A 25,541-nucleotide genomic window follows, 5' to 3' on the forward strand; every position below is an offset into this window, starting at 1 on the left:
CGAAAAATGTCAGACCGATGACGGCATGCCGTGCCGCTTAGCCCAGATTGCCTGTGCGCCGTCGGCAGCCGTCTGATATGACGCCGACATGGCATCCGTCGATTTATCCCAGCCTGCGGGATCGGCATCATCGGCAACCTCGAACGCATCAAAACCACAGCGCTGCATGAAGGCATACTGATCGCGCAGTACATTCCCCGTTGCACGAATTTCACCCTTATATCCGTAGCGTTGACGCAGCAGGCGCGCCTGCGAATAGGCACGTCCGTCGGTATAGGCGGGAAATGTCAGGAAAACGGCATCAATAGTCTCGAGATCTTCGACAATCTGTGACGGTGACTGGTGATTTCCGATGGCCACGGCGACGGGGGCATTCCTGCCCCGCAGCGTATCCGCTTCGGACAACCAGCGTTCAAGGCTGACCACAACAGCCGTTTCATTGGCTATGTCCGCGTCTTCATCAATGCGCACCCAATCGTCAGCGACGATCATCCCACCTTTAAGCAGCGGCATGTTGCTTCTCCCCGAATAGTGCCTTCTTGAATGGCGTTACACCGACCCGACGATAGGCATCGATAAACGTCTCGCTATCTTTTCTGAGTTTCAAAAACGTCTCTATTACGGCTTCCACCGCATTGACGATTTCTGCGCTCGAGAATGCCGGACCGACGATTTTACCGATTGCCGCATTTTCGTCGGCACTGCCGCCGAGAGTAAGCTGGTAATATTCCTCGCCCCGGCGATCGACGCCCAGAATACCGATATGGCCGGCATGATGGTGGCCGCAGGCATTAATGCAGCCCGAAATGTTCAATGTCAGCGGGCCGATGTCGAACTGCCTTTTGATGTCGGCAAAGCGGCGTTGTATACGCTGCGCCACCGGTATCGAGCGGGCGTTGGCAAGCGAGCAGTAATCAAGGCCCGGGCAGGCAATGATATCGCTAATCAGGCCCAGGTTCGGCGTACTAAGCTGGATTTCATCGAGCCTTTGCCACAACGCGTAAACATCCGATTTCTTGACGTCGGCGAAAACCAGGTTCTGCTCGTGGGCGACACGCAGCTCTCCGAGCGAATATTCATCGGCGAGATCGGCGATGGCCTCCATCTGCGCCGCCGTTGCATCGCCGGGGGCGCCGCCGATAGGTTTCAGCGAGATATTGACGACGGCATATCCCGGCTTCTTGTGCGGTGCCAGATTGGAGCGCACCCAACGACCGAATGTCGGATTTTCGAACTGCTTGACCTGAAACGTATGATCTTGATCGGATATATTCTCATACTCGGGGTCGGTAAAATGACCACGGACGCGCTGTAGTTCCTCATCGGGTAAATCAATCCCCTCTGCCTTCAAGCCTTCCCATTCGGCTTCCACCAAATCACGGAGTTTTTCGATCCCGGTCTCATGGACGAGGATCTTGATCCGTGCCTTGAATTTATTGTCGCGGCGCCCAAGCTGGTTATAGACGCGCAGAACTGCTTCCAGATAAGACAGCAGATATGCCGCCGGCAGAAACTCTCGAACCGTTCGACCGATCATCGGTGTACGGCCCAACCCGCCGCCGACCAATACTTCGAAACCCGCTTCGCCTGCTGCATTGCGTTTCAGGATCAAGCCGATGTCATGAAACTTCACGGCGGTTCGGTCATGTGGAGAGCCTGTTACTGCAATCTTGAACTTACGCGGCAGGAAGGAAAATTCCGGATGCAGCGACGACCACTGGCGGATCAACTCCGCCCAGACACGGGAATCGTCAAGCTCCTCTGGGTCGACACCGGCAAACTGATCGGCGGTCACGTTGCGGATGCAGTTGCCCGACGTCTGAATAGCATGCATCTCCACCGATGCCAGTTCCTCAAGGATATCTGGTGTATCTTCCAGCCGAGGCCAGTTGAACTGAATATTCTGGCGTGTCGTGAAGTGCGCATACCCTCTGTCATACGTACGCGCAATTTGCGCCAGCTTGCGCATTTGAGTCGAAGACAACAAACCATAGGGAATTGCGACCCGCAGCATATAGGCATGGAGTTGCAGATACAGTCCGTTCATCAGGCGCAGTGGCCTGAACTCCTCCTCCGTCAGATCTCCTGACATACGGCGCGCGACCTGATCGCGGAATTGAGAGACGCGCTCGGAAACGAAAGACTGATCGAAATCATCGTATTGATACATGGATCATATCCCGTCCATAAATACAGCTGAGACATCGGTGCGTGGATCGAAATGCTCGGGCACCGATTTTTTAGCGAAGGCCGGATGGGTCGACGGACCAAAGGCCCGTATTTTTTCACGATAACTGTCAGGCACAACAATCCGACCCTGCCCTTCCGGCAGACGAATTTCCGCATCAATCAGATATGCGCCGACAACGGAAGGCGAAGCTTCGGCTTCCGCCACCAACTCGGCAATATCCTCTTCGCGTTCGGCAATGCGTGCCTCGTCGATGTGAGGTGTCCATTCCCCGTCATAGCCGAGAAAAACAACAATCCCGTCCGCCAGGCGGTTGGCTGTGGCGAGTTGTACCGACATTTTAATTCTCCCTCGAGCGTCCATATGACGACCTTATTACTATTATAAATGGGAGATAAAATTAATAATGTCAAATTAATATGTTAATTAATTTTATAATACATATATATTTTGTATATTATGTAAATTTAGGATGTTTTACTGATGACCTTGATACGCGCTGTGCGCAGTGGAATCCTGCTTCGTTCCGGAAGGGCCTGTATGTCGGAAACGAATTCTTCAAGTTTTTGAAGAACTTCGCGTGCATCGGATGGGCGGTCTCGGCGGCGGTGCTGCAGACAGTTCTCTATCAGATCCACCAGCCCTTGCGGAATGCCGAACCGTCCGGCCCGCATGGGTGCACGGCCCTGCTTGGGCAACCGGCCGCTCAACATCCGGTACATAACAACCCCGGCAGAATAAACATCGGAACGCACATCGACCTCTGTCGCGCTTTTGCGCTGCTCGGGGCTGATGTACTCAAGCGTACCAACCCAGATGCCGGACCGCGACCCAACGGCACCCGGCACCTTGACCATGCCGAAATCACAGAGCTTTACCCGCCCCTGCTTCTTGCTGTCGAGAAGCACGTTCGGCGGCTTGATGTCCCGATGTACGAGCCCCGCCTCGTGTAAGGCACTTAGGCCGTCAAGCATTTGCCGCCAGATTTCCACTGCGCGGCGTGGTGATAAAGCTCGTGGCCGCCACTTTCTGTCCAGTTTCTCGATCTCTTCAGGTGTCTCGGCATCCTCGCCAATCTCGAACAGAAGATTGGCCTGCATGAACGGCATCACGAAATAAGGATCGCCGTCCTCGGTTTCCCCGACATCGACAACCCTTATGAGGTGCGGATGCTCGAAGCGCGCCATAATGCCGGCTTCATCAACAAACCGGGCACGCCAAAAATCTTCTCCGTACTTGGCATTTTCACCGATGTTGTTGCCTTTGGGATGAAATACCTTAAGCGCAAAATAACCTTCGCATTCTGGATCGCGAGCAATGTAGATATCGGAAAAGCCCGTTTCCAGAAGCGGCGCTTCGATCACGTATTTACCGATCTTATCCATTGCTGAAGAATGCCAAAGCCCATTCGCCTCTGCAAAAGGAAAGGGACCCGCATATCTGCGGGTCCCTGCTCCGGTTTATATTCGAATGGCTTACCACTCCAGTTTTTCAACACCCTCGAATGTAAGTTCGCTGCCATCAGCAAGTTCGATCTTACCGGATGCCTCGCTGTCGAAGACGATACCGTCTTCGCTCTCGGTATAAGTCGCGCCGTCATCTAGCTGCATGGTCCAGCCGCTGTCGCCGCCCGGACCACCGTCTACGCCGTCCAGTTGGATCGTATCGGACCAGCCATTGCCGCCGTCGAAGTAATCCGCACCGTCGCCCGCTCCAAAGATGAACAGGTCGTCGCCCTGGCCACCCAGAGCCACGTCGTCTCCGGCGCCGCCTTCCATGATGTCGTTACCGTCGCCGCCAATCAGCGTGTCGTCCCCGGCGCCGCCATACATGACGTCGTCGCCATCCTCGCCGCTGATGTAATCGTTGCCGTCGCCGCCATCAATGGTGTCGTCGCCGCCGCCGGTATAGATATCATCATCGCCATCGCCACCCAGGATGACATCCTCGGACTGGCTGGAAGCGTCGTTATCCCAGGTGTCGCCACCATTATCCAACTGCTCGAACGAGGTGTCGCTCGAGGAATCGTCGATCCCGGCAATGGTCGTCACAGTATTCGTGCTGCCGTCATCCTCGGTCGACGTGGCACTGACCGTGAAGGCGAAGTCCCCGGTGTCGGAAGGCACGGAAATCTGCAGACCGTCCATCTGATCGCCGGTGAGCGAAAACTCACCATCCGTACCCGTAATTTCATTACCATCTGAGTCCAGAAGAACGGCACCATCCGGGAGGTCGGTCAGGGATACAGAGAGGGATTCAGAACCGTCGACATCCGCCAGATTGGTTGTGATGTTCACCGGATACGTGATGATTTCATCGCCACCACCGCTGGCGTCCATCATATCTTCGACGCCCAATTCATAGAGATCTTGAACCTGTTCGTCGGTCAGCGGCTGGTCATAAACCGCGATATCATCAATGTGACCATCGAAGAAATCACCCATGTTGCTGGCTTCGTTGTCGCCGCTCCACATCTGAGAGGCGCCGAAGGTCCAAGGATTCTGGTTTCCTTCCAGCCCGCCGGTGTAACTCGGATCGGATGCCACCAATTCTCCGTTCTGGAAAATCTTCATACCGCCTTCACCCCAAGTCACCGTGACCTGATTCCATTCGCCGCTATCAACATCGCCGCCGGAAATGGTGTGTGAACTACTAGTGTCCTGCATGCGTAGTTCAAGCTGACCGCTGGAATTAATCGACAGGTTGAAATGCCCGCCATCGTCATAACCATATGAATCTGACGATGCCAGTGTCCCGTCATTGCTTTCATCGGAATTGAACCAAAGCGTCAACGAACCGCTGGCCGGCTTCAAATCGGCACTGTGCGGCACTTCGATATACTGACCGTCATTATCCTTGAATTCTGCAGCCGTATTCAATTCGGCGGACACGCCACTATGTGCCCCTGAATGATGAATGTTCGTGGAATCATCCATATCAAGATCGTATTTCGAATACGCTTCACCGATGGAATGGCCATCGTGATCGCCGATCTGATCATTCATGGTGAGGCCACTGGTTTCATCCATGTTCCAGTAGGCAACCGGCGTCGGGTTACCGCCACTGGTGGTCCCTTCACCAAGTTCGACGGATACTGTCGGTTCATCGGCAATGCCCGCAACATCGACACTGAGAGTCGCCGTTGACGTCGCCGTATCGCCGGTCGAAGTCTCCGTCGTCGTCGCGGTGATCGTCAGATCGAAGTTGTCATTGCTGTCCGCCGGCGGCGTAATGGTCAGACCTTCAAGCTGATCTTGCGTTACTTCCGCCGAACCGCCTGAAATCGAGATCTCGTTGCCGTCACCATCCAGCAGCACAGCGCCGTCAGGAATATCGGAAATGGTCACGGAAAGGGTTTCCGAGCCATCGCTGTCCACCATATCGATGCCGATATCGAGGGCGATCGCCGCATCCTCGAAGCCAGACACATCGCTCTCGGTAATCGTCGCGCCTTCTGCGTACAGATCGACGTCCGGCACGTCGACGGACAACATGGTCGACACCGTATTCGTATCGCCATCGCTTTCCGTCGCCGTTGCCGACACGGCCAGATCGAAATCATCCGTTCCGATCGGCACCTGAACCGACAGACCATCGAGTTGTCCGGAAGCAAGATCTGCCGAACCACCGGTGACTGTAATTTCGTTGCCGCCGCCATCCAACAGCACGGCGCCATCAGGCAGATTATCGACGGTAATTGTCAGTGTTTCCGAACCGTCCTCATCTGACAGTGAAGAGTCGATGTCTAGATCGAAGCTGATCATCGGTGGATCCAGGTCAACATCTACGGTTTCCGTCGCCAGCGTCGTATTCCAGTCATCGCCGGTTTCGATCTGGAAATTGTCGATGGCCATGCCCTCACCGGATGCCGTGGCATCAACATGCATGTCGACCTGCACTTGGCCGTTTTCATCCAACGTCACCTCAAAGCTATAGCTGTTGTCGCTATCGCTCGACGAATTAACGACCTGATCACCGTTCAGAGAGAGCTGGAAGTAATCCGCATAAGAACCACCTTCGTCCCATCCGCCGAAATCCTGCGTGTCGAACGAAATCGTCACGGTTTGGCCAGCATGTTCTTCGCCGAAGTCGAACGTCTTTGTCGCCGTTTCATCCTTGCCGATATTCATCGTGCCGTTCGAGCAACCAACTTCATTACCCCAACCGGAAGCACCACTAGTAAATTGTTCACTGACCAGGGTTTCACCGGCGTCACCGGGTCCTTCGACAGAAATGGTTAACGAAACATCACTGCCTTCCGAGCCCTCAGCCGGCGTGACGTTCAAGCCGTCAAGATCACCGGCGTCGAGTGACCAGGTACCGTCACCGTTGTCCGTACCGCCGGACAGGGAAGCACCCTCCGGCACACCCGATACAGTCACGGTGGCACCCTCGGTGTCCGCTGCATCCAGCGTCGATTGCGAAACGCTGACATCCGTTGAGCCGCCGGTCACTTCACCGTCACCGATGCTGGCGCTGAGTTGAGGCGCATCCGCGACACCGACAACGTCGACATCAATGGATGCCGTACTGGTGCTCGTCTCACCCGTCGATTCTTCCGTGCTCGTCGTCGTAATAGTCAACGAGAAGTCTTCATTACTATCGACAGGCGGTTTGATATTCAGGCCTTCAAGCTGGTCCGCGGAAACCTCGGCGGAACCTTCCGAAATCGTGATCACATTGCCACTGCCATCGGTCAGCACTGCGCCCTCTGGAATATCGCTGATGGTGATCGTCAGGCTTTCCGAACCGTCCACGTCTAGCTGCGTAACATCAATATCGAGCGCAATCGCGGCGTCTTCGTTCCCGGAAGCATCGGATGCATTGATGGTCGCGCCGTCAACCGAGACATCTATGTCCTCAGCACTCAAACTCAATGTCACGGTAGAGGTGTCGCCATCATCTTCTGTCGAGGTCGCGCTTACCGTGAAATCGAACCCGTCAAAAGCGTTATCGCCGCTGAGCGTTACAGTCAGACCTTCAAGATCACCGGCATCGACCGTCCAGCTACCATCTTCGTTCTGCGTTCCAGCACTCAGGGCAGCGCCGTCCGGCAGATCGTCAATTGTGATGGAGAGACTTTCCGAGCCGTCAATGTCATTGAGATTCGTTGAGATATCGAGCGGATACTCGACACTCGTTTCACCGCCAACTGTGGTTTCATAGCTGATGCTGTGAATCAGATAGTCGTCATCCTGGCCCGGTGCCGAGAAGACGATCTGGTCAAACGAACCTCCGTCATCCGCCGTCAGCGTCACCGCTGAATCTACGTTATCGGTCACACCGGTCACTTCGCCTTCGCCGACTTTCACGCCGTCACGATAGACTTCATACGTTGCGTGTTCCGAACTCGACATCCAGGCAAAGGAAACATCGGCTGATGAGACATCATCATCGAAACTGACAACGATCTCTTCAGATACATCATCACCGGCGTTATAGCCTAATTCCGAGGAAGCACCGGACGCATTTCCGGAAACGCCGAAGCCGCCCGGGGACTGATTGTAACTGAGATTCTCAGTGGACGCATCGGACAACGTTCCATCGGGATTGATCGTACGACCGCCGATATTGAAACCGGCATCTGTACTGTTGTAGTTGCTGCTGTCGATGGTGACTTCTACTTGTTCACCTTCCGTTTGCGTAACCGTCGGCGCACCTAGCTCTGCTGTGAGTGTCGGCGCATCGGCGACACCGGTGACATCGACATCAATGGTGCCATCGACGGTTACGGTCTGACCGTTTTCCTCGGTCGTGACCGACACCCCAAGGGTAAAGTCTGTGTTGCTGTCATCCGCCGGCGTAACGGTAAGACCTTCCAGATCACCCTCTTCAAGCGTCCAGGTGCCGTTACCGTTATCCGTACCGGCTGAAAGCACAGCTCCATCCGGAACATCCGTGATGGTGATCGACGAGATATCGTCGACGCTGGAGACATCGATATCGAGCGCGATTGCCGTATCTTCCGAACCCGTCGTGTCCGCGACCGAAAGATCCGCCTCATCGACAACCCCGTCGACGGTAATGCTGACGGTCGCGGTATCCGTGCCACCCTGGCCGTCGGAGACGGTGTAGGTGAAGTCGGTGGCCCCGTTCCAGTCCGCATCCGGCGTGAAGGTGAACGTGCCGTCGCCGTTATCGACGATCGCGCCGTGCTCCGGCTGGTCGAAGCCGGTGATCGACAGCGCATCGCCGTCGACATCGCTGTCGTTGCCCAGGAGATCGGCGGCGGTGAACGTGATGGTGCCGTCTTCGGTGCCGCTCAGCGCATCGTCGCCGGCAACCGGGCCGTCGTTGATGGAATCCACATCAACGGTAATGGACGACGTCGTCGTTGCGCTGTCGCCGTTTGCATCTTCCGTACTGGTTGCCGTAATCGTCAGGTCAAATGAGCCATTGAAATTATCGGGCGGTGTGATCATCAAACCTTCAAGCTGATCTGCAGAAACATCGGCCGCACCATCGGTTACCGTGATTTCGTTACCGCTCGCATCCATCAAAACAGCACCATCGGGGATATCGGAAATCGTCACGGAAAGCGTTTCCGATCCGTCCGTATCCTGCAGTGCCGCACCGATATCGAGGCTGACGGCTGAGTCCTCGTTTCCGGTTGCATCGTTTGCGGTAATTACCGGTGCATCTGCATCGGCCTCAACGGAAACACTGAGCGTTGAAGTCGTTGTTGACGTATCGCCCGTCGATTCTTCGACCGTTGTCGCCGTGATCGTGAGATCGAAATCACCATCCGAATTTTCCGGCGGTGTGATGGTCAGCCCTTCAAGCTGATCGGCGCTGACTTCCGCTGATCCGCCTGAGATCGTGATTTCATTGCCGCTGCCATCGGTCAATATCGCGCCATCGGGAATGTCGCTGATCGTAACCGTCAGGCTTTCGGAGCCATCCGTATCCAGTTGCGTTACGTCAATGTCGAGCGCAATAGCGGCATCTTCGGCCCCTGCGGCATCTACAGCATCGATCGTTGCACCTTCAGCCGTTGCATCGGTTTCTGTTCCGGTCGACGATATCGTCTGCGTGACGGTTGACGTATCGCCATCGTTTTCCGTCGAGGTGGCGCTGACGGAAAGATCGAAAGTCTGACCAGCATCGTCGCCGGTAAGCGTGATCTGCAAATCATCCAGATCACCTGATTCAAGCGTCCAGGAGCCATCCGGGTTTTGTGTACCCGCAGACAGCAAAGCCCCGTCCGGCAATCCATCAACCGTGATCGACAGACTTTCGGAACCATCGGTATCCGTCAGGCCGGAGGAAATATCCAGATCGTAGGTTACAACGGTTTCCGAACTGCTATCCGGCCACTGCACGATATCTTCATTCCCGATGACCTCTCCGTCACCAAAGGCAATCGCTTCAATGTTGTTGACGGTAAGGGTCTCACCGGTATCCAGATCAACGATCTGTGCACTGATCTGCCCGTTATTGTTGGTCAGATTATTAACCTGATACGAGCTTGAAGGCTTACCCATCATCACGGTGTCCTGACCGGACGCGCCGCTGACTGAGGTGTTGCCTCCGATATTACCATTGAAGACAACCTGGTCCCCGCCGGCGCCCATGCTGATGTTATTGCCGCCAGCCGTGTCGCCGTTAATAACGAGCAGATCGTCACCGGCCTGCAGCGAAATATTCTGGTTCATCGGCATGCCGTCCAGAATCATGGTGTCGTCGCCGGAAGTCGTCGTGCCGAGCCCCGTTGTCTCCATATCATCCCAACTACCGGGGATCTCATTATAGGTGACTTGCGGTTCGCCAAGATCCACGCTCAAGGTCGGCGCATCGGCGACACCGGTGACATCGACATCAATGGTGCCATCGACGGTTACGGTCTGACCGTTTTCCTCGGTCGTGACCGACACCCCAAGGGTAAAGTCTGTGTTGCTGTCATCCGCCGGCGTAACGGTAAGACCTTCCAGATCACCCTCTTCAAGCGTCCAGGTGCCGTTACCGTTATCCGTACCGGCTGAAAGCACAGCTCCATCCGGAACATCCGTGATGGTGATCGACGAGATATCGTCGACGCTGGAGACATCGATATCGAGCGCGATTGCCGTATCTTCCGAACCCGTCGTGTCCGCGACCGAAAGATCCGCCTCATCGACAACCCCGTCGACGGTAATGCTGACGGTCGCGGTATCGGTCCCGCCCTGGCCGTCGGAGACGGTGTAGGTGAAGTCGGTCGCCCCGTTCCAGTCCGCGTCCGGCGTGAAGGTGAACGTGCCGTCGCCGTTATCGACGATCGCGCCGTGCTCCGGCTGGTCGAAGCCGGTGATCGACAGCGCATCGCCGTCGACATCGCTGTCGTTGCCCAGGAGATCGGCGGCGGTGAACGTGATGGTGCCGTCTTCGGTGCCGCTCAGCGCATCGTCGCCGGCCACCGGGCCGTCGTTGACCCCGTCGACGGTAATGCTGACGGTCGCGGTATCGGTCCCGCCCTGACCGTCGGAGACGGTGTAGGTGAAGTCGGTGGCCCCGTTCCAGTCCGCGTCCGGCGTGAAGGTGAACGTGCCGTCGCCGTTATCGACGATCGCGCCGTGCTCCGGCTGGTCGAAGCCGGTGATCGACAGCGCATCGCCGTCGACATCGCTGTCGTTGCCCAGGAGATCGGCGGCGGTGAACGTGATGGTGCCGTCTTCGGTGCCGCTCAGCGCATCGTCGCCGGCAACCGGGCCGTCGTTGACCCCGTCGACGGTAATGCTGACGGTCGCGGTATCCGTGCCGCCCTGACCGTCGGAGACGGTGTAGGTGAAGTCGGTGGCCCCGTTCCAGTCCGCATCCGGCGTGAAGGTGAACGTGCCGTCGCCGTTATCGACGATCGCGCCGTGCTCCGGCTGGTCGAAGCCGGTGATCGACAGCGCATCGCCGTCGACATCGCTGTCGTTGCCCAGGAGATCGGCGGCGGTGAACGTGATGGTGCCGTCTTCGGTGCCGCTCAGCGCATCGTCGCCGGCAACCGGGCCGTCGTTGACCCCGTCGACGGTAATGCTGACGGTCGCGGTATCGGTCCCGCCCTGGCCGTCGGAGACGGTGTAGGTGAAGTCGGTGGCCCCGTTCCAGTCCGCATCCGGCGTGAAGGTGAACGTGCCGTCGCCGTTATCGACGATCGCGCCGTGCTCCGGCTGGTCGAAGCCGGTGATCGACAGCGCATCGCCGTCGACATCGCTGTCGTTGCCGAGCAGATCGGCGGCGGTGAACGTGATGGTGCCGTCTTCGGTGCCGCTCAGCGCATCGTCGCCGGCAACCGGGCCGTCGTTGACCCCGTCGACCGTAATGCTGACGGTCGCGGTATCCGTGCCACCCTGACCGTCGGAGACGGTGTAGGTGAAGTCGGTCGCCCCGTTCCAGTCCGCGTCCGGCGTGAAGGTGAACGTGCCGTCGCCGTTATCGACGATCGCGCCGTGCTCCGGCTGGTCGAAGCCGGTGATCGACAGCGCATCGCCGTCGACATCGCTGTCGTTGCCGAGCAGATCGGCGGCGGTGAACGTGATGGTGCCGTCTTCGGTGCCGCTCAGCGCATCGTCGCCGGCAACCGGGCCGTCGTTGACCCCGTCGACGGTAATGCTGACGGTCGCGGTATCCGTGCCGCCCTGACCGTCGGAGACGGTGTAGGTGAAGTCGGTGGCCCCGTTCCAGTCCGCATCCGGCGTGAAGGTGAACGTGCCGTCGCCGTTATCGACGATCGCGCCGTGCTCCGGCTGGTCGAAGCCGGTGATCGACAGCGCATCGCCGTCGACATCGCTGTCGTTGCCCAGGAGATCGGCGGCGGTGAACGTGATGGTGCCGTCTTCGGTGCCGCTCAGCGCATCGTCGCCGGCCACCGGGCCGTCGTTGACCCCGTCGACCGTAATGCTGACGGTCGCGGTATCGGTCCCGCCCTGACCGTCGGAGACGGTGTAGGTGAAGTCGGTGGCCCCGTTCCAGTCCGCGTCCGGCGTGAAGGTGAACGTGCCGTCGCCGTTATCGACGATCGCGCCGTGCTCCGGCTGGTCGAAGCCGGTGATCGACAGCGCATCGCCGTCGACATCGCTGTCGTTGCCGAGCAGATCGGCGGCGGTGAACGTGATGGTGCCGTCTTCGGTGCCGCTCAGCGCATCGTCGCCGGCAACCGGGCCGTCGTTGACCCCGTCGACGGTAATGCTGACGGTCGCGGTATCCGTGCCGCCCTGACCGTCGGAGACGGTGTAGGTGAAGTCGGTGGCCCCGTTCCAGTCCGCATCCGGCGTGAAGGTGAACGTGCCGTCGCCGTTATCGACGATCGCGCCGTGCTCCGGCTGGTCGAAGCCGGTGATCGACAGCGCATCGCCGTCGACATCGCTGTCGTTGCCCAGGAGATCGGCGGCGGTGAACGTGATGGTGCCGTCTTCGGTGCCGCTCAGCGCATCGTCGCCGGCAACCGGGCCGTCGTTGACCCCGTCGACGGTAATGCTGACGGTCGCGGTATCCGTGCCGCCCTGACCGTCGGAGACGGTGTAGGTGAAGTCGGTGGCCCCGTTCCAGTCCGCATCCGGCGTGAAGGTGAACGTGCCGTCGCCGTTATCGACGATCGCGCCGTGCTCCGGCTGGTCGAAGCCGGTGATCGACAGCGCATCGCCGTCGACATCGCTGTCGTTGCCCAGGAGATCGGCGGCGGTGAACGTGATGGTGCCGTCTTCGGTGCCGCTCAGCGCATCGTCGCCGGCCACCGGGCCGTCGTTGACCCCGTCGACCGTAATGCTGACGGTCGCGGTATCGGTCCCGCCCTGACCGTCGGAGACGGTGTAGGTGAAGTCGGTGGCCCCGTTCCAGTCCGCGTCCGGCGTGAAGGTGAACGTGCCGTCGCCGTTATCGACGATCGCGCCGTGCTCCGGCTGGTCGAAGCCGGTGATCGACAGCGCATCGCCGTCGACATCGCTGTCGTTGCCGAGCAGATCGGCGGCGGTGAACGTGATGGTGCCGTCTTCGGTGCCGCTCAGCGCATCGTCGCCGGCAACCGGGCCGTCGTTGACCCCGTCGACCGTAATACTGACGGTCGCGGTATCCGTGCCGCCCTGACCGTCGGAGACGGTGTAGGTGAAGTCGGTGGCCCCGTTCCAGTCCGCGTCCGGCGTGAAGGTGAACGTGCCGTCGCCGTTATCGACGATCGCGCCGTGCTCCGGCTGGTCGAAGCCGGTGATCGACAGCGCATCGCCGTCGACATCGCTGTCGTTGCCCAGGAGATCGGCGGCGGTGAACGTGATGGTGCCGTCTTCGGTGCCGCTCAGCGCATCGTCGCCGGCAACCGGGCCGTCGTTGACCCCGTCGACCGTAATGCTGACGGTCGCGGTATCGGTCCCGCCCTGACCGTCGGAGACGGTGTAGGTGAAGTCGGTGGCCCCGTTCCAGTCCGCGTCCGGCGTGAAGGTGAACGTGCCGTCGCCGTTATCGACGATCGCGCCGTGCTCCGGCTGGTCGAAGCCGGTGATCGACAGCGCATCGCCGTCGACATCGCTGTCGTTGCCGAGCAGATCGGCGGCGGTGAACGTGATGGTGCCGTCTTCGGTGCCGCTCAGCGCATCGTCGCCGGCAACCGGGCCGTCGTTGACCCCGTCGACCGTAATACTGACGGTCGCGGTATCCGTGCCGCCCTGACCGTCGGAGACGGTGTAGGTGAAGTCGGTGGCCCCGTTCCAGTCCGCGTCCGGCGTGAAGGTGAACGTGCCGTCGCCGTTATCGACGATCGCGCCGTGCTCCGGCTGGTCGAAGCCGGTGATCGACAGCGCATCGCCGTCGACATCGCTGTCGTTGCCCAGGAGATCGGCGGCGGTGAACGTGATGGTGCCGTCTTCGGTGCCGCTCAGCGCATCGTCGCCGGCCACCGGGCCGTCGTTGACCCCGTCGACGGTAATGCTGACGGTCGCGGTATCTTCCCCGCCCTGACCGTCGGAGACGGTGTAGGTGAAGTCGGTGGCCCCATTCCAGTCCGCATCCGGCGTGAAGGTGAACGTGCCGTCGCCGTTATCGACGATCGCGCCGTGCTCCGGCTGGTCGAAGCCGGTGATCGACAGCGCATCGCCGTCGACATCGCTGTCGTTGCCGAGCAGATCGGCGGCGGTGAACGTGATGGTGCCGTCTTCGGTGCCGCTCAGCGCATCGTCGCCGGCAACCGGGCCGTCGTTGACCCCGTCGACGGTAATGCTGACGGTCGCGGTATCGGTCCCGCCCTGGCCGTCGGAGACGGTGTAGGTGAAGTCGGTGGCCCCGTTCCAGTCCGCATCCGGCGTGAAGGTGAACGTGCCGTCGCCGTTATCGACGATCGCGCCGTGCTCCGGCTGGTCGAAGCCGGTGATCGACAGCGCATCGCCGTCGACATCGCTGTCGTTGCCCAGGAGATCGGCGGCGGTGAACGTGATGGTGCCGTCTTCGGTGCCGCTCAGCGCATCGTCGCCGGCAACCGGGCCGTCGTTGACCCCGTCGACCGTAATGCTGACGGTCGCGGTATCGGTCCCGCCCTGACCGTCGGAGACGGTGTAGGTGAAGTCGGTGGCCCCGTTCCAGTCCGCGTCCGGCGTGAAGGTGAACGTGCCGTCGCCGTTATCGACGATCGCGCCGTGCTCCGGCTGGTCGAAGCCGGTGATCGACAGCGCATCGCCGTCGACATCGCTGTCGTTGCCGAGCAGATCGGCGGCGGTGAACGTGATGGTGCCGTCTTCGGTGCCGCTCAGCGCATCGTCGCCGGCAACCGGGCCGTCGTTGACCCCGTCGACCGTAATACTGACGGTCGCGGTATCCGTGCCGCCCTGACCGTCGGAGACGGTGTAGGTGAAGTCGGTGGCCCCGTTCCAGTCCGCGTCCGGCGTGAAGGTGAACGTGCCGTCGCCGTTATCGACGATCGCGCCGTGCTCCGGCTGGTCGAAGCCGGTGATCGACAGCGCATCGCCGTCGACATCGCTGTCGTTGCCCAGGAGATCGGCGGCGGTGAACGTGATGGTGCCGTCTTCGGTGCCGCTCAGCGCATCGTCGCCGGCCACCGGGCCGTCGTTGACCCCGTCGACGGTAATGCTGACGGTCGCGGTATCTTCCCCGCCCTGACCGTCGGAGACGGTGTAGGTGAAGTCGGTGGCCCCATTCCAGTCCGCATCCGGCGTGAAGGTGAACGTGCCGTCGCCGTTATCGACGATCGCGCCGTGCTCCGGCTGGTCGAAGCCGGTGATCGACAGCGCATCGCCGTCGACATCGCTGTCGTTGCCGAGCAGATCGGCGGCGGTGAACGTGATGGTGCCGTCTTCGGTGCCGCTCAGCGCATCGTCGCCGGCAACCGGGCCGTCGTTGACCCCGTCGACGGTAATGCTGACGGTCGCGGTATCGGTCCCGCCCTGGCCGTCGGAGACGGTGTAGGTGAAGTCGGTGGCCCCGTTCCAGTCCGCATCCGGCGTGAAGGTGAACGTGCCGTCGCCGTTATCGACGATCGCGCCGTGCTCCGGCTGGTCGAAGCCGGTGATCGACAGCGCATCGCCGTCGACATCGCTGTCGTTGCCCAGGAGATCGGCGGCGGTGAACGTGATGGTGCCGTCTTCGGTGCCGCTCAGCGCATCGTCGCCGGCAACCGGGCCGTCGTTGACCCCGTCGACGGTAATGCTGACGGTCGCGGTATCGGTCCCGCCCTGGCCGTCGGAGACGGTGTAGGTGAAGTCGGTGGCCCCGTTCCAGTCCGCGTCCGGCGTGAAGGTGAACGTGCCGTCGCCGTTATCGACGATCGCGCCGTGCTCCGGCTGGTCGAAGCCGGTGATCGACAGCGCATCGCCGTCGACATCGCTGTCGTTGCCGAGCAGATCGGCGGCGGTGAACGTGATGGTGCCGTCTTCGGTGCCGCTCAGCGCATCGTCGCCGGCAACCGGGCCGTCGTTGACCCCGTCGACCGTAATACTGACGGTCGCGGTATCCGTGCCGCCCTGACCGTCGGAGACGGTGTAGGTGAAGTCGGTGGCCCCGTTCCAGTCCGCGTCCGGCGTGAAGGTGAACGTGCCGTCGCCGTTATCGACGATCGCGCCGTGCTCCGGCTGGTCGAAGCCGGTGATCGACAGCGCATCGCCGTCGACATCGCTGTCGTTGCCCAGGAGATCGGCGGCGGTGAACGTGATGGTGCCGTCTTCGGTGCCGCTCAGCGCATCGTCGCCGGCCACCGGGCCGTCGTTGACCCCGTCGACGGTAATGCTGACGGTCGCGGTATCGGTCCCGCCCTGACCGTCGGAGACGGTGTAGGTGAAGTCGGTGGCCCCGTTCCAGTCCGCGTCCGGCGTGAAGGTGAACGTGCCGTCGCCGTTATCGACGATCGCGCCGTGCTCCGGCTGGTCGAAGCCGGTGATCGACAGCGCATCGCCGTCGACATCGCTGTCGTTGCCGAGCAGATCGGCGGCGGTGAACGTGATGGTGCCGTCTTCGGTGCCGCTCAGCGCATCGTCGCCGGCAACCGGGCCGTCGTTGACCCCGTCGACCGTAATACTGACGGTCGCGGTATCCGTGCCGCCCTGACCGTCGGAGACGGTGTAGGTGAAGTCGGTGGCCCCGTTCCAGTCCGCGTCCGGCGTGAAGGTGAACGTGCCGTCGCCGTTATCGACGATCGCGCCGTGCTCCGGCTGGTCGAAGCCGGTGATCGACAGCGCATCGCCGTCGACATCGCTGTCGTTGCCCAGGAGATCGGCGGCGGTGAACGTGATGGTGCCGTCTTCGGTGCCGCTCAGCGCATCGTCGCCGGCAACCGGGCCGTCGTTGACCCCGTCGACCGTAATGCTGACGGTCGCGGTATCGGTCCCGCCCTGACCGTCGGAGACGGTGTAGGTGAAGTCGGTGGCCCCGTTCCAGTCCGCGTCCGGCGTGAAGGTGAACGTGCCGTCGCCGTTATCGACGATCGCGCCGTGCTCCGGCTGGTCGAAGCCGGTGATCGACAGCGCATCGCCGTCGACATCGCTGTCGTTGCCGAGCAGATCGGCGGCGGTGAACGTGATGGTGCCGTCTTCGGTGCCGCTCAGCGCATCGTCGCCGGCAACCGGGCCGTCGTTGACCCCGTCGACCGTAATACTGACGGTCGCGGTATCCGTGCCGCCCTGACCGTCGGAGACGGTGTAGGTGAAGTCGGTGGCCCCGTTCCAGTCCGCGTCCGGCGTGAAGGTGAACGTGCCGTCGCCGTTATCGACGATCGCGCCGTGCTCCGGCTGGTCGAAGCCGGTGATCGACAGCGCATCGCCGTCGACATCGCTGTCGTTGCCCAGGAGATCGGCGGCGGTGAACGTGATGGTGCCGTCTTCGGTGCCGCTCAGCGCATCGTCGCCGGCCACCGGGCCGTCGTTGACCCCGTCGACGGTAATGCTGACGGTCGCGGTATCTTCCCCGCCCTGACCGTCGGAGACGGTGTAGGTGAAGTCGGTGGCCCCATTCCAGTCCGCATCCGGCGTGAAGGTGAACGTGCCGTCGCCGTTATCGACGATCGCGCCGTGCTCCGGCTGGTCGAAGCCGGTGATCGACAGCGCATCGCCGTCGACATCGCTGTCGTTGCCGAGCAGATCGGCGGCGGTGAACGTGATGGTGCCGTCTTCGGTGCCGCTCAGCGCATCGTCGCCGGCAACCGGGCCGTCGTTGACCCCGTCGACGGTAATGCTGACGGTCGCGGTATCGGTCCCGCCCTGGCCGTCGGAGACGGTGTAGGTGAAGTCGGTGGCCCCGTTCCAGTCCGCATCCGGCGTGAAGGTGAACGTGCCGTCGCCGTTATCGACGATCGCGCCGTGCTCCGGCTGGTCGAAGCCGGTGATCGACAGCGCATCGCCGTCGACATCGCTGTCGTTGCCCAGGAGATCGGCGGCGGTGAACGTGATGGTGCCGTCTTCGGTGCCGCTCAGCGCATCGTCGCCGGCAACCGGGCCGTCGTTGACCCCGTCGACGGTAATGCTGACGGTCGCGGTATCGGTCCCGCCCTGGCCGTCGGAGACGGTGTAGGTGAAGTCGGTGGCCCCGTTCCAGTCCGCGTCCGGCGTGAAGGTGAACGTGCCGTCGCCGTTATCGACGATCGCGCCGTGCTCCGGCTGGTCGAAGCCGGTGATCGACAGCGCATCGCCGTCGACATCGCTGTCGTTGCCGAGCAGATCGGCGGCGGTGAACGTGATGGTGCCGTCTTCGGTGCCGCTCAGCGCATCGTCGCCGGCAACCGGGCCGTCGTTGACCCCGTCGACCGTAATACTGACGGTCGCGGTATCCGTGCCGCCCTGACCGTCGGAGACGGTGTAGGTGAAGTCGGTGGCCCCGTTCCAGTCCGCGTCCGGCGTGAAGGTGAACGTGCCGTCGCCGTTATCGACGATCGCGCCGTGCTCCGGCTGGTCGAAGCCGGTGATCGACAGCGCATCGCCGTCGACATCGCTGTCGTTGCCCAGGAGATCGGCGGCGGTGAACGTGATGGTGCCGTCTTCGGTGCCGCTCAGCGCATCGTCGCCGGCAACCGGGCCGTCGTTGACCCCGTCGACGGTAATGCTGACGGTCGCGGTATCGGTCCCGCCCTGGCCGTCGGAGACGGTGTAGGTGAAGTCGGTGGCCCCGTTCCAGTCCGCATCCGGCGTGAAGGTGAACGTGCCGTCGCCGTTATCGACGATCGCGCCGTGCTCCGGCTGGTCGAAGCCGGTGATCGACAGCGCATCGCCGTCGACATCGCTGTCGTTGCCCAGGAGATCGGCGGCGGTGAACGTGATGGTGCCGTCTTCGGTGCCGCTCAGCGCATCGTCGCCGGCAACCGGGCCGTCATTTGTATTGTCCACATTGACGGTAATCGTCGCCGATTGAGTGACACCCGCAGTGTCGGAATTCTCTGCTTCGGTCGAGGTTGCCGTCACATTGAGATCAAAGCTGCCCGTGTAATCTGTTGGCGGTGTAATCTGCAGACCGGACAGATCCGCAGGGTCGATCTGTGCGACGCCCTCGCTGATGTTGATCACCGTTCCGCTGGCTGTGGTCAGCGTTGAGCCGTTCGGAATGTCCGAAATCGTGATCGACAGCGTTTCCGAACCGTCTGCATCCGTCAGCGCCGAGGAGATATCCAGTTCGATGGCCGAGTCTTCCTGACCGGCAACATCCGAAACCGTCAACGTCGGATCATCGGCAACAGCCTCAACCGCCACGTTCAGGGTATTGGTCGTCGTACTGGTGCTGTCGCCGTCTGTCGTCGTCACCGACACTTCGAGCGGGAAATCACCATCCGAGTTTTCCGGCGGCGTAATGCTGAGACCATTTAACTGTTCTGAAGTTAACTCAACAGAACCACCTGTAATTTCAATAACTTGTGTCGCACCATTTCCATCCACATAGGTCAGCTGCGCACCATCCGGAATACCATCAATGGAAATCGAAACGGCTTCAGAGGAATCGCCCGCCGTCACGTCGATGTCGAGCGGAATGACCGTATCTTCAAAACCGGAAGCATCTACAAGATCAACAGTGGCACCATCTGCGATCCCATCGACATTGACCGTGATCGATCCCAGGGTCTGTGCCGTATCGCCGCCATCGCCTTCGGTTGAAGTCGCGGTAACGGAAAGATCGAACGTACCGGCGAAGTCGTCCGGCGGCGTCACCGTCAGACCCTCGAGCTGGCCCGCTTCAAGCGTCGCCGAACCGTCCGTGATCGTGACCGGATTGCCCGCACCGTCCGTCAGGATGGCGCCATCCGGAATGTCCGAGATCGTGATCGACAGCGTTTCCGAACCGTCCGTGTCCGCCAGGGCCGAGGAGATATCCAGCGCAATCGCCGTGTCCTCGTCGCCACCCGCAACCGCCGTCAGATCAAGCGTCGGCGCATCCGCATCCGCCGCCACATCGACATTCAACTGGCCGTTGACGGTGGTCGTGTCTTCGCCGTCCGTCGTCGTCACCGCGACATCGAGCGTGAAGTCGCCGTCCGAGTTCTCCGGCGGCGTGATCGTCAACCCTTCGAGCTGCGCCGTGGTCAGATCGGCGGAACCGCCGGTGATCGTGATCTCGTTCCCGGCACCGTCGGTCAGCACCGCCCCGTCGGGGATGTTGGATATCGTCACCGAAACGGATTCCGAGCCGTCCGCGTCCGTCGAGGCCGCCGTGATGTTCAACGCAATCGCCTGATCCTCGGTCCCCGCCGCGTCCTGCGTCGCCAAGTCCGCGGCATCGGCCACGGCATCGACATTGACCGTGATCGATCCCAGGGTCTGTGCCGTATCGCCGCCATCGCCTTCGGTTGAAGTCGCGGTAACGGAAAGATCGAACGTACCGGCGAAGTCGTCCGGCGGCGTCACCGTCAGACCCTCGAGCTGGCCCGCTTCAAGCGTCGCCGAACCGTCCGTGATCGTGACCGGATTGCCCGCACCGTCCGTCAGGATGGCGCCATCCGGAATGTCCGAGATCGTGATCGACAGCGTTTCCGAACCGTCCGTGTCCGCCAGGGCCGAGGAGATATCCAGCGCAATCGCCGTGTCCTCGTCGCCACCCGCAACCGCCGTCAGATCAAGCGTCGGCGCATCCGCATCCGCCGCCACATCGACATTCAACTGGCCGTTGACGGTGGTCGTGTCTTCGCCGTCCGTCGTCGTCACCGCGACATCGAGCGTGAAGTCGCCGTCCGAGTTCTCCGGCGGCGTGATCGTCAACCCTTCGAGCTGCGCCGTGGTCAGATCGGCGGAACCGCCGGTGATCGTGATCTCGTTCCCGGCACCGTCGGTCAGCACCGCCCCGTCGGGGATGTTGGATATCGTCACCGAAACGGATTCCGAGCCGTCCACGTCCGTCGAGGCCGCCGTGATGTTCAACGCAATCGCCTGATCCTCGGTCCCCGCCGCGTCCTGCGTCGCCAAGTCCGCGGCATCGGCCACGGCATCGACATTGACCGTGATCGTCCCGGTTGTTTCGGCCATAGCACCGCCGTTCTGCTCGGTCGACGTCGCCGTCACACCAAGATCGAACGTACCGGCGAAATCATCCGGCGGTGTAATGGTCAGGTTGTCCAGCAGTGTCGGATCACTCGCGAGATCTTCGGAGGAGATGGTCCACGTGCCATCACCATTGTCGGCCCCTGCCGACAGTACTGCACCGTCCGGCACGCCGGATATTGTAACCGACAGGCTTTCAGAACCATCGGTGTCGGTAACGGCGGCACTGATATCCAGCGATATCGCACCATCTTCCGACCCTGTTGCCAGCGCCGTCAGATCAAGCGTCGGCGCATCCGCATCCGCCGCCACATCGACATTCAACTGGCCGTTGACGGTGGTCGTGTCTTCGCCGTCCGTCGTCGTCACCGCGACATCGAGCGTGAAGTCGCCGTCCGAGTTCTCCGGCGGCGTGATCGTCAACCCTTCGAGCTGCGCCGTGGTCAGATCGGCGGAACCGCCGGTGATCGTGATCTCGTTCCCGGCACCGTCGGTCAGCACCGCCCCGTCGGGGATGTTGGATATCGTCACCGAAACGGATTCCGAGCCGTCCACGTCCGTCGAGGCCGCCGTGATGTTCAACGCAATCGCCTGATCCTCGGTCCCCGCCGCGTCCTGCGTCGCCAAGTCCGCGGCATCGGCCACGGCATCGACATTGACCGTGATCGTCCCGGTTGTTTCGGCCATAGCACCGCCGTTCTGCTCGGTCGACGTCGCCGTCACACCAAGATCGAACGTACCGGCGAAATCATCCGGCGGTGTAATGGTCAGGTTGTCCAGCAGTGTCGGATCACTCGCGAGATCTTCGGAGGAGATGGTCCACGTGCCATCACCATTGTCGGCCCCTGCCGACAGTACTGCACCGTCCGGCACGCCGGATATTGTAACCGACAGGCTTTCAGAACCATCGGTGTCGGTAACGGCGGCACTGATATCCAGCGATATCGCACCATCTTCCGACCCTGTTGCCAGCGCCGTCAGATCAAGCGTCGGCGCATCGGCAGCCGCATCAACTTCAACAAAAAGCTGTACGGGCTCATCATCATCGGCCGTGACCGAAAGAGTAAAATCAACGTCGGAATTTTCCGGCGGTACAATTGCCAGATTCTCAAAGTCCGTGACCGTATAGGTGCCGTCACCGTTATCGGTCGCGCCAATCAGGGTTGCACCGTCCGGCACTCCTGAGATGGTTATTGTGTCGGCCGCGCCGGGATCAATGTGCAGGCTGATGGCCTCGTCTTCGCTTCCGGAAGCACCTTCGACATCCAGCGTGCCTTCGATATCCACATTGAAAGTACTGACGTCGATGCCGCCATCCGTCGAGATCGCCGTCACCTGAACCGTGAAGTTGCCTTCGTAATCTTGCGGCGGCGTCATAATCAGGCCGGAAACCTCGCCGGCACTCAGCGACCATGTACCGTCACCGTTATCGGTCCCCTTATTAAGGACGGAACCTTCAGGAATGCCGCTCAGAATCAGGGTGTCGACGGTTTCCGTCGTCGACGGGTCCATGAAAGCCGAAATCTGGAGTTCGACATCATTGTCTTCGGTGCCCAAGACATTTTCGGTTTCGAGTGTCGGGGCATCGAGGACCGGCGTCACGGTAACACCAAATGTCGATGTCACGCTCGCTTCGTCCCCACCTACCGTTTCCGTCGCAGTTGCGCTGACTTCAAGACTGAAATCGCCATAGTAATCCTGCGGCGGTGTAATCGTCAGGTTATCGAGCAAGTCAGGGTTACTTGCAAAATCATCTGCGGAAATGGTCCACGTGCCGTCTCCGTTGCCGGAACCATAGTTCAGCGAGGAACCATCGGGAATGTTGGAAATGGTCAAAGACAGTGTCTCAGAGCCGTCCAGATCCGTCAGGGATGCCGATATGTCCAGCGGCACGGCGGTATCTTCGGCGCCTGTAACGCTGCCGGTATCAAGGGTCGGATCATCAGCTTCCTCGGTCGGCTCGGGAACGCCATCAACGGTAATTGTCACCGTCGCCGTGTCTTCGCCGCCTTCGCCATCGGAAATCGTGTAGTTGAAATCGGTCTCGCCGTTCCAGTCCTGGTTCGGCGTAAAGGTATAGGTACCGTCGCCGTTGTCCGTAATGCTGCCGTTGTCCGGCTGCTCGAAGCTGACGATCGAGAGCGTATCGCCATCGGCATCGCTATCGTTACCGAGCAGATCCTGCGCGGTAAATGTGATCGGCGTGTCTTCTTCGCCCGACATGGCATCATCGACCGCATCCGGCGGATCGTTCACGCCGTCAACGGTAATGGTCACCGTCGCCGTGTCTTCGCCGCCTTCGCCATCGGAAATCGTGTAGTTGAAATCGGTCTCGCCGTTCCAGTCCTGGTTCGGCGTAAAGGTATACGTTCCGTCGCCGTTATCGGTGATGGTGCCGTTATCCGGCTGCTCGAAACTGGTGATCGTCAACGTATCACCGTCGGGATCACTATCGTTGCCGAGAATATCCGCAGACGTAAACGTAATCGGCGTGTCTTCGGCGCCGGTCATGGCATCGTCGACCGCGTCGGGGGGATCGTTCACACCGTCAACGGTGATCTGTACCGTCGCCGTGTCTTCGCCGCCTTCGCCATCGGAAATCGTGTAATTGAAATCGGTCTCGCCGTTCCAGTCCTGGTTCGGCGTAAAGGTATACGTGCCGTCGCCGTTATCGGTGATGGTGCCGTTATCCGGCTGTTCGAAACTGGTGATCGTCAGCGCGTCGCCATCGGGGTCGCTGTCGTTACCGAGCAGATCGGCAGATGTGAAGGTTATCGGTGTATCTTCCGTGCCCGACATGGCGTCATCGACCGCATCCGGCGGATCGTTGATGCCGTCTGTCGTGATATTGACGGTCGCACTCGACGTGCCGCCATTGCCGTCGGTAATCGTGTAGTTGAAATTCGTCTGACCATCCCAATTCGCATCCGGTGTAAAGGTGTACGTGCCGTCACCGTTGTCGGTAATGGTACCGTCATCCGGCTGTTCAAAACCGGTGATCGTCAGCGCATCACCCTCGGCATCACTATCGTTGCCGAGAATATCCTGGGCACTGAACGTTACCGGATTACCGTCAACGCTTTGGAAGGTATCGTCAGCTGCAACCGGCGGGTCGTTGATGCCATCGACATCAATCGTCACCGTCGCATTCGAAGTTCCGCCGTTGCCGTCGGTGATGGTGTAGTTGAAATCGGTCTCGCCGTTCCAGTCCTGGTTCGGCGTAAATGTATACGTGCCGTCGCCGTTATCGGTGATGGTGCCGTTATCCGGCTGATCGAAGCTGGTGATCGAAAGCTGGTCACCGTCCGGGTCGGTATCGTTGCCAAGCAGATCTGCGGACGAAAAAGTAATCGGCGTGTCTTCAGCACCCGACATCGAATCGTCGCTGGCGACCGGCGGATCATTCACACCGTCAACGGTGATCTGAACCGTCGCGGTGTCTTCGCCGCCTTCACCATCGGAAATCGTGTAGTTGAAATCGGTCTCGCCGTTCCAGTCCTGGTTCGGCGTAAAGGTATAGGTACCGTCGCCGTTGTCCGTAATGCTGCCGTTGTCCGGCTGCTCGAAGCTGACGATCGAGAGCGTATCGCCATCGGCATCGCTATCGTTACCGAGCAGATCCTGCGCGGTAAATGTGATCGGCGTGTCTTCGGTGCCGGACATCGCATCGTCGAGTGCGTCCGGCGGATTATTCGGATCGACAACTTCCGTGGGGACCGTTGCTTCCGTCGGCGTGGTCGGCTGGGTTGCATCGGTCGGTGTCGTTGCTTCCGTCGGCTCAACCGCGACCGTCGGTCCGGTCGGTCCGGCCGGCGGCGTAGGTGCCGCAGCAATAAATTCTTCGGAGTCCGCTTCAACGGCGCGTTCTTCAGGCTGCTGCTCGGGCTCGGCTTCCACCACTTCTTCTGGTTCTGAAGGCGCCCGTTCCTGCCTGGGCTCGAAACCGAATTCGGTTTCCGGCTCGGCGTTGCGGTCGTACTGGGGTTCCTGTCCATCCGGGTTGATGAATTCCGGCTCGGCTTCGGGCTCTTCCTCAAGGGCGCTAATTCCGCCTTCAGGATTGATCACCTGCCCGGTCGGCGGCAACCCGTCGGTAATTTCCTGGTCGGTAAGCTGGCTACCGGTATGGATGGTCGACATGGACTGGGAAAGCGCAGGTTCCGGGTTGTCGTCGTCTTCGCCGAATGACCGGTCTGGCTGGTCTTCAGGATCTTCAAGCGGCGCATCGCCGTCACCGAACTGGCTCAGTTCATCGAGAATACGTTGCGATTCGGCAGAAGAGGCCTCGTTGTCCTCTTCATCCTCTTCATCGACGTCGTTCGCATTCGGGTTGATATCGTCTTCAGCCATTTTTTTCATCCATTCCGTAGTGCGCATGGACGGCCACCGACCGCGCGCGCGTTTACCAGCACCTTTGGCATAAGGAGAAATAGATCAAATGTCATGAA

5 protein-coding genes are annotated in these 25,541 nt (G+C 60.5%); all 5 read right to left on the reverse strand.

Annotation, left to right across the window (positions count from 1 at the left end):
- Positions 1 to 9 precede the first annotated feature (9 nt).
- A complete protein-coding gene (locus L2D14_13060; GenBank protein ID WNJ98794.1) occupies positions 10 to 513 on the reverse strand; it encodes a DUF934 domain-containing protein in 504 nt (167 codons plus the stop codon).
- Complete coding sequence (locus tag L2D14_13065; protein ID WNJ98795.1) at positions 500 to 2,170, reverse strand: nitrite/sulfite reductase; 1,671 nt, start codon at positions 2,168 to 2,170, stop codon at positions 500 to 502. Before L2D14_13065 ends, L2D14_13060 begins: the two co-directional genes overlap by 14 nt.
- Before the next feature lie 3 nt (positions 2,171 to 2,173).
- On the reverse strand, positions 2,174 to 2,527 hold the full coding sequence (locus tag L2D14_13070) for a DUF2849 domain-containing protein (GenBank protein WNJ98796.1): 354 nt from the start codon (positions 2,525 to 2,527) through the stop codon (positions 2,174 to 2,176).
- A 128-nt stretch (positions 2,528 to 2,655) separates the two neighbouring features.
- Positions 2,656 to 3,573, reverse strand: a complete 918-nt coding sequence (locus L2D14_13075) for a serine/threonine-protein kinase (protein WNJ98797.1) — start codon at positions 3,571 to 3,573, stop codon at positions 2,656 to 2,658.
- 90 nt (positions 3,574 to 3,663) lie between these two features.
- Entirely contained in the window at positions 3,664 to 25,443 is a 21,780-nt protein-coding gene (locus L2D14_13080) for a cadherin-like domain-containing protein (protein WNJ98798.1), read from the reverse strand.
- Between the last annotated feature and the right edge of the window lie 98 nt (positions 25,444 to 25,541).

It is taken from the genome of Thalassospiraceae bacterium LMO-JJ14, from assembly GCA_021555105.2.
Taxonomy (GTDB): domain Bacteria; phylum Pseudomonadota; class Alphaproteobacteria; order Rhodospirillales; family Casp-alpha2; genus UBA4479.

What these genes read in the sequence shown, in the direction of transcription:
- L2D14_13060 (WNJ98794.1), bottom strand. Translation starts at nt 513, where the DNA reads ATGCCGCTGCTTAAAGGTGGGATGATCGTCGCTGACGATTGGGTGCGC.
- L2D14_13065 (WNJ98795.1), bottom strand. Translation starts at nt 2,170, where the DNA reads ATGTATCAATACGATGATTTCGATCAGTCTTTCGTTTCCGAGCGCGTC.
- L2D14_13070 (WNJ98796.1), bottom strand. Translation starts at nt 2,527, where the DNA reads ATGTCGGTACAACTCGCCACAGCCAACCGCCTGGCGGACGGGATTGTT.
- L2D14_13075 (WNJ98797.1), bottom strand. Translation starts at nt 3,573, where the DNA reads ATGGATAAGATCGGTAAATACGTGATCGAAGCGCCGCTTCTGGAAACG.
- L2D14_13080 (WNJ98798.1), bottom strand. Translation starts at nt 25,443, where the DNA reads ATGGCTGAAGACGATATCAACCCGAATGCGAACGACGTCGATGAAGAG.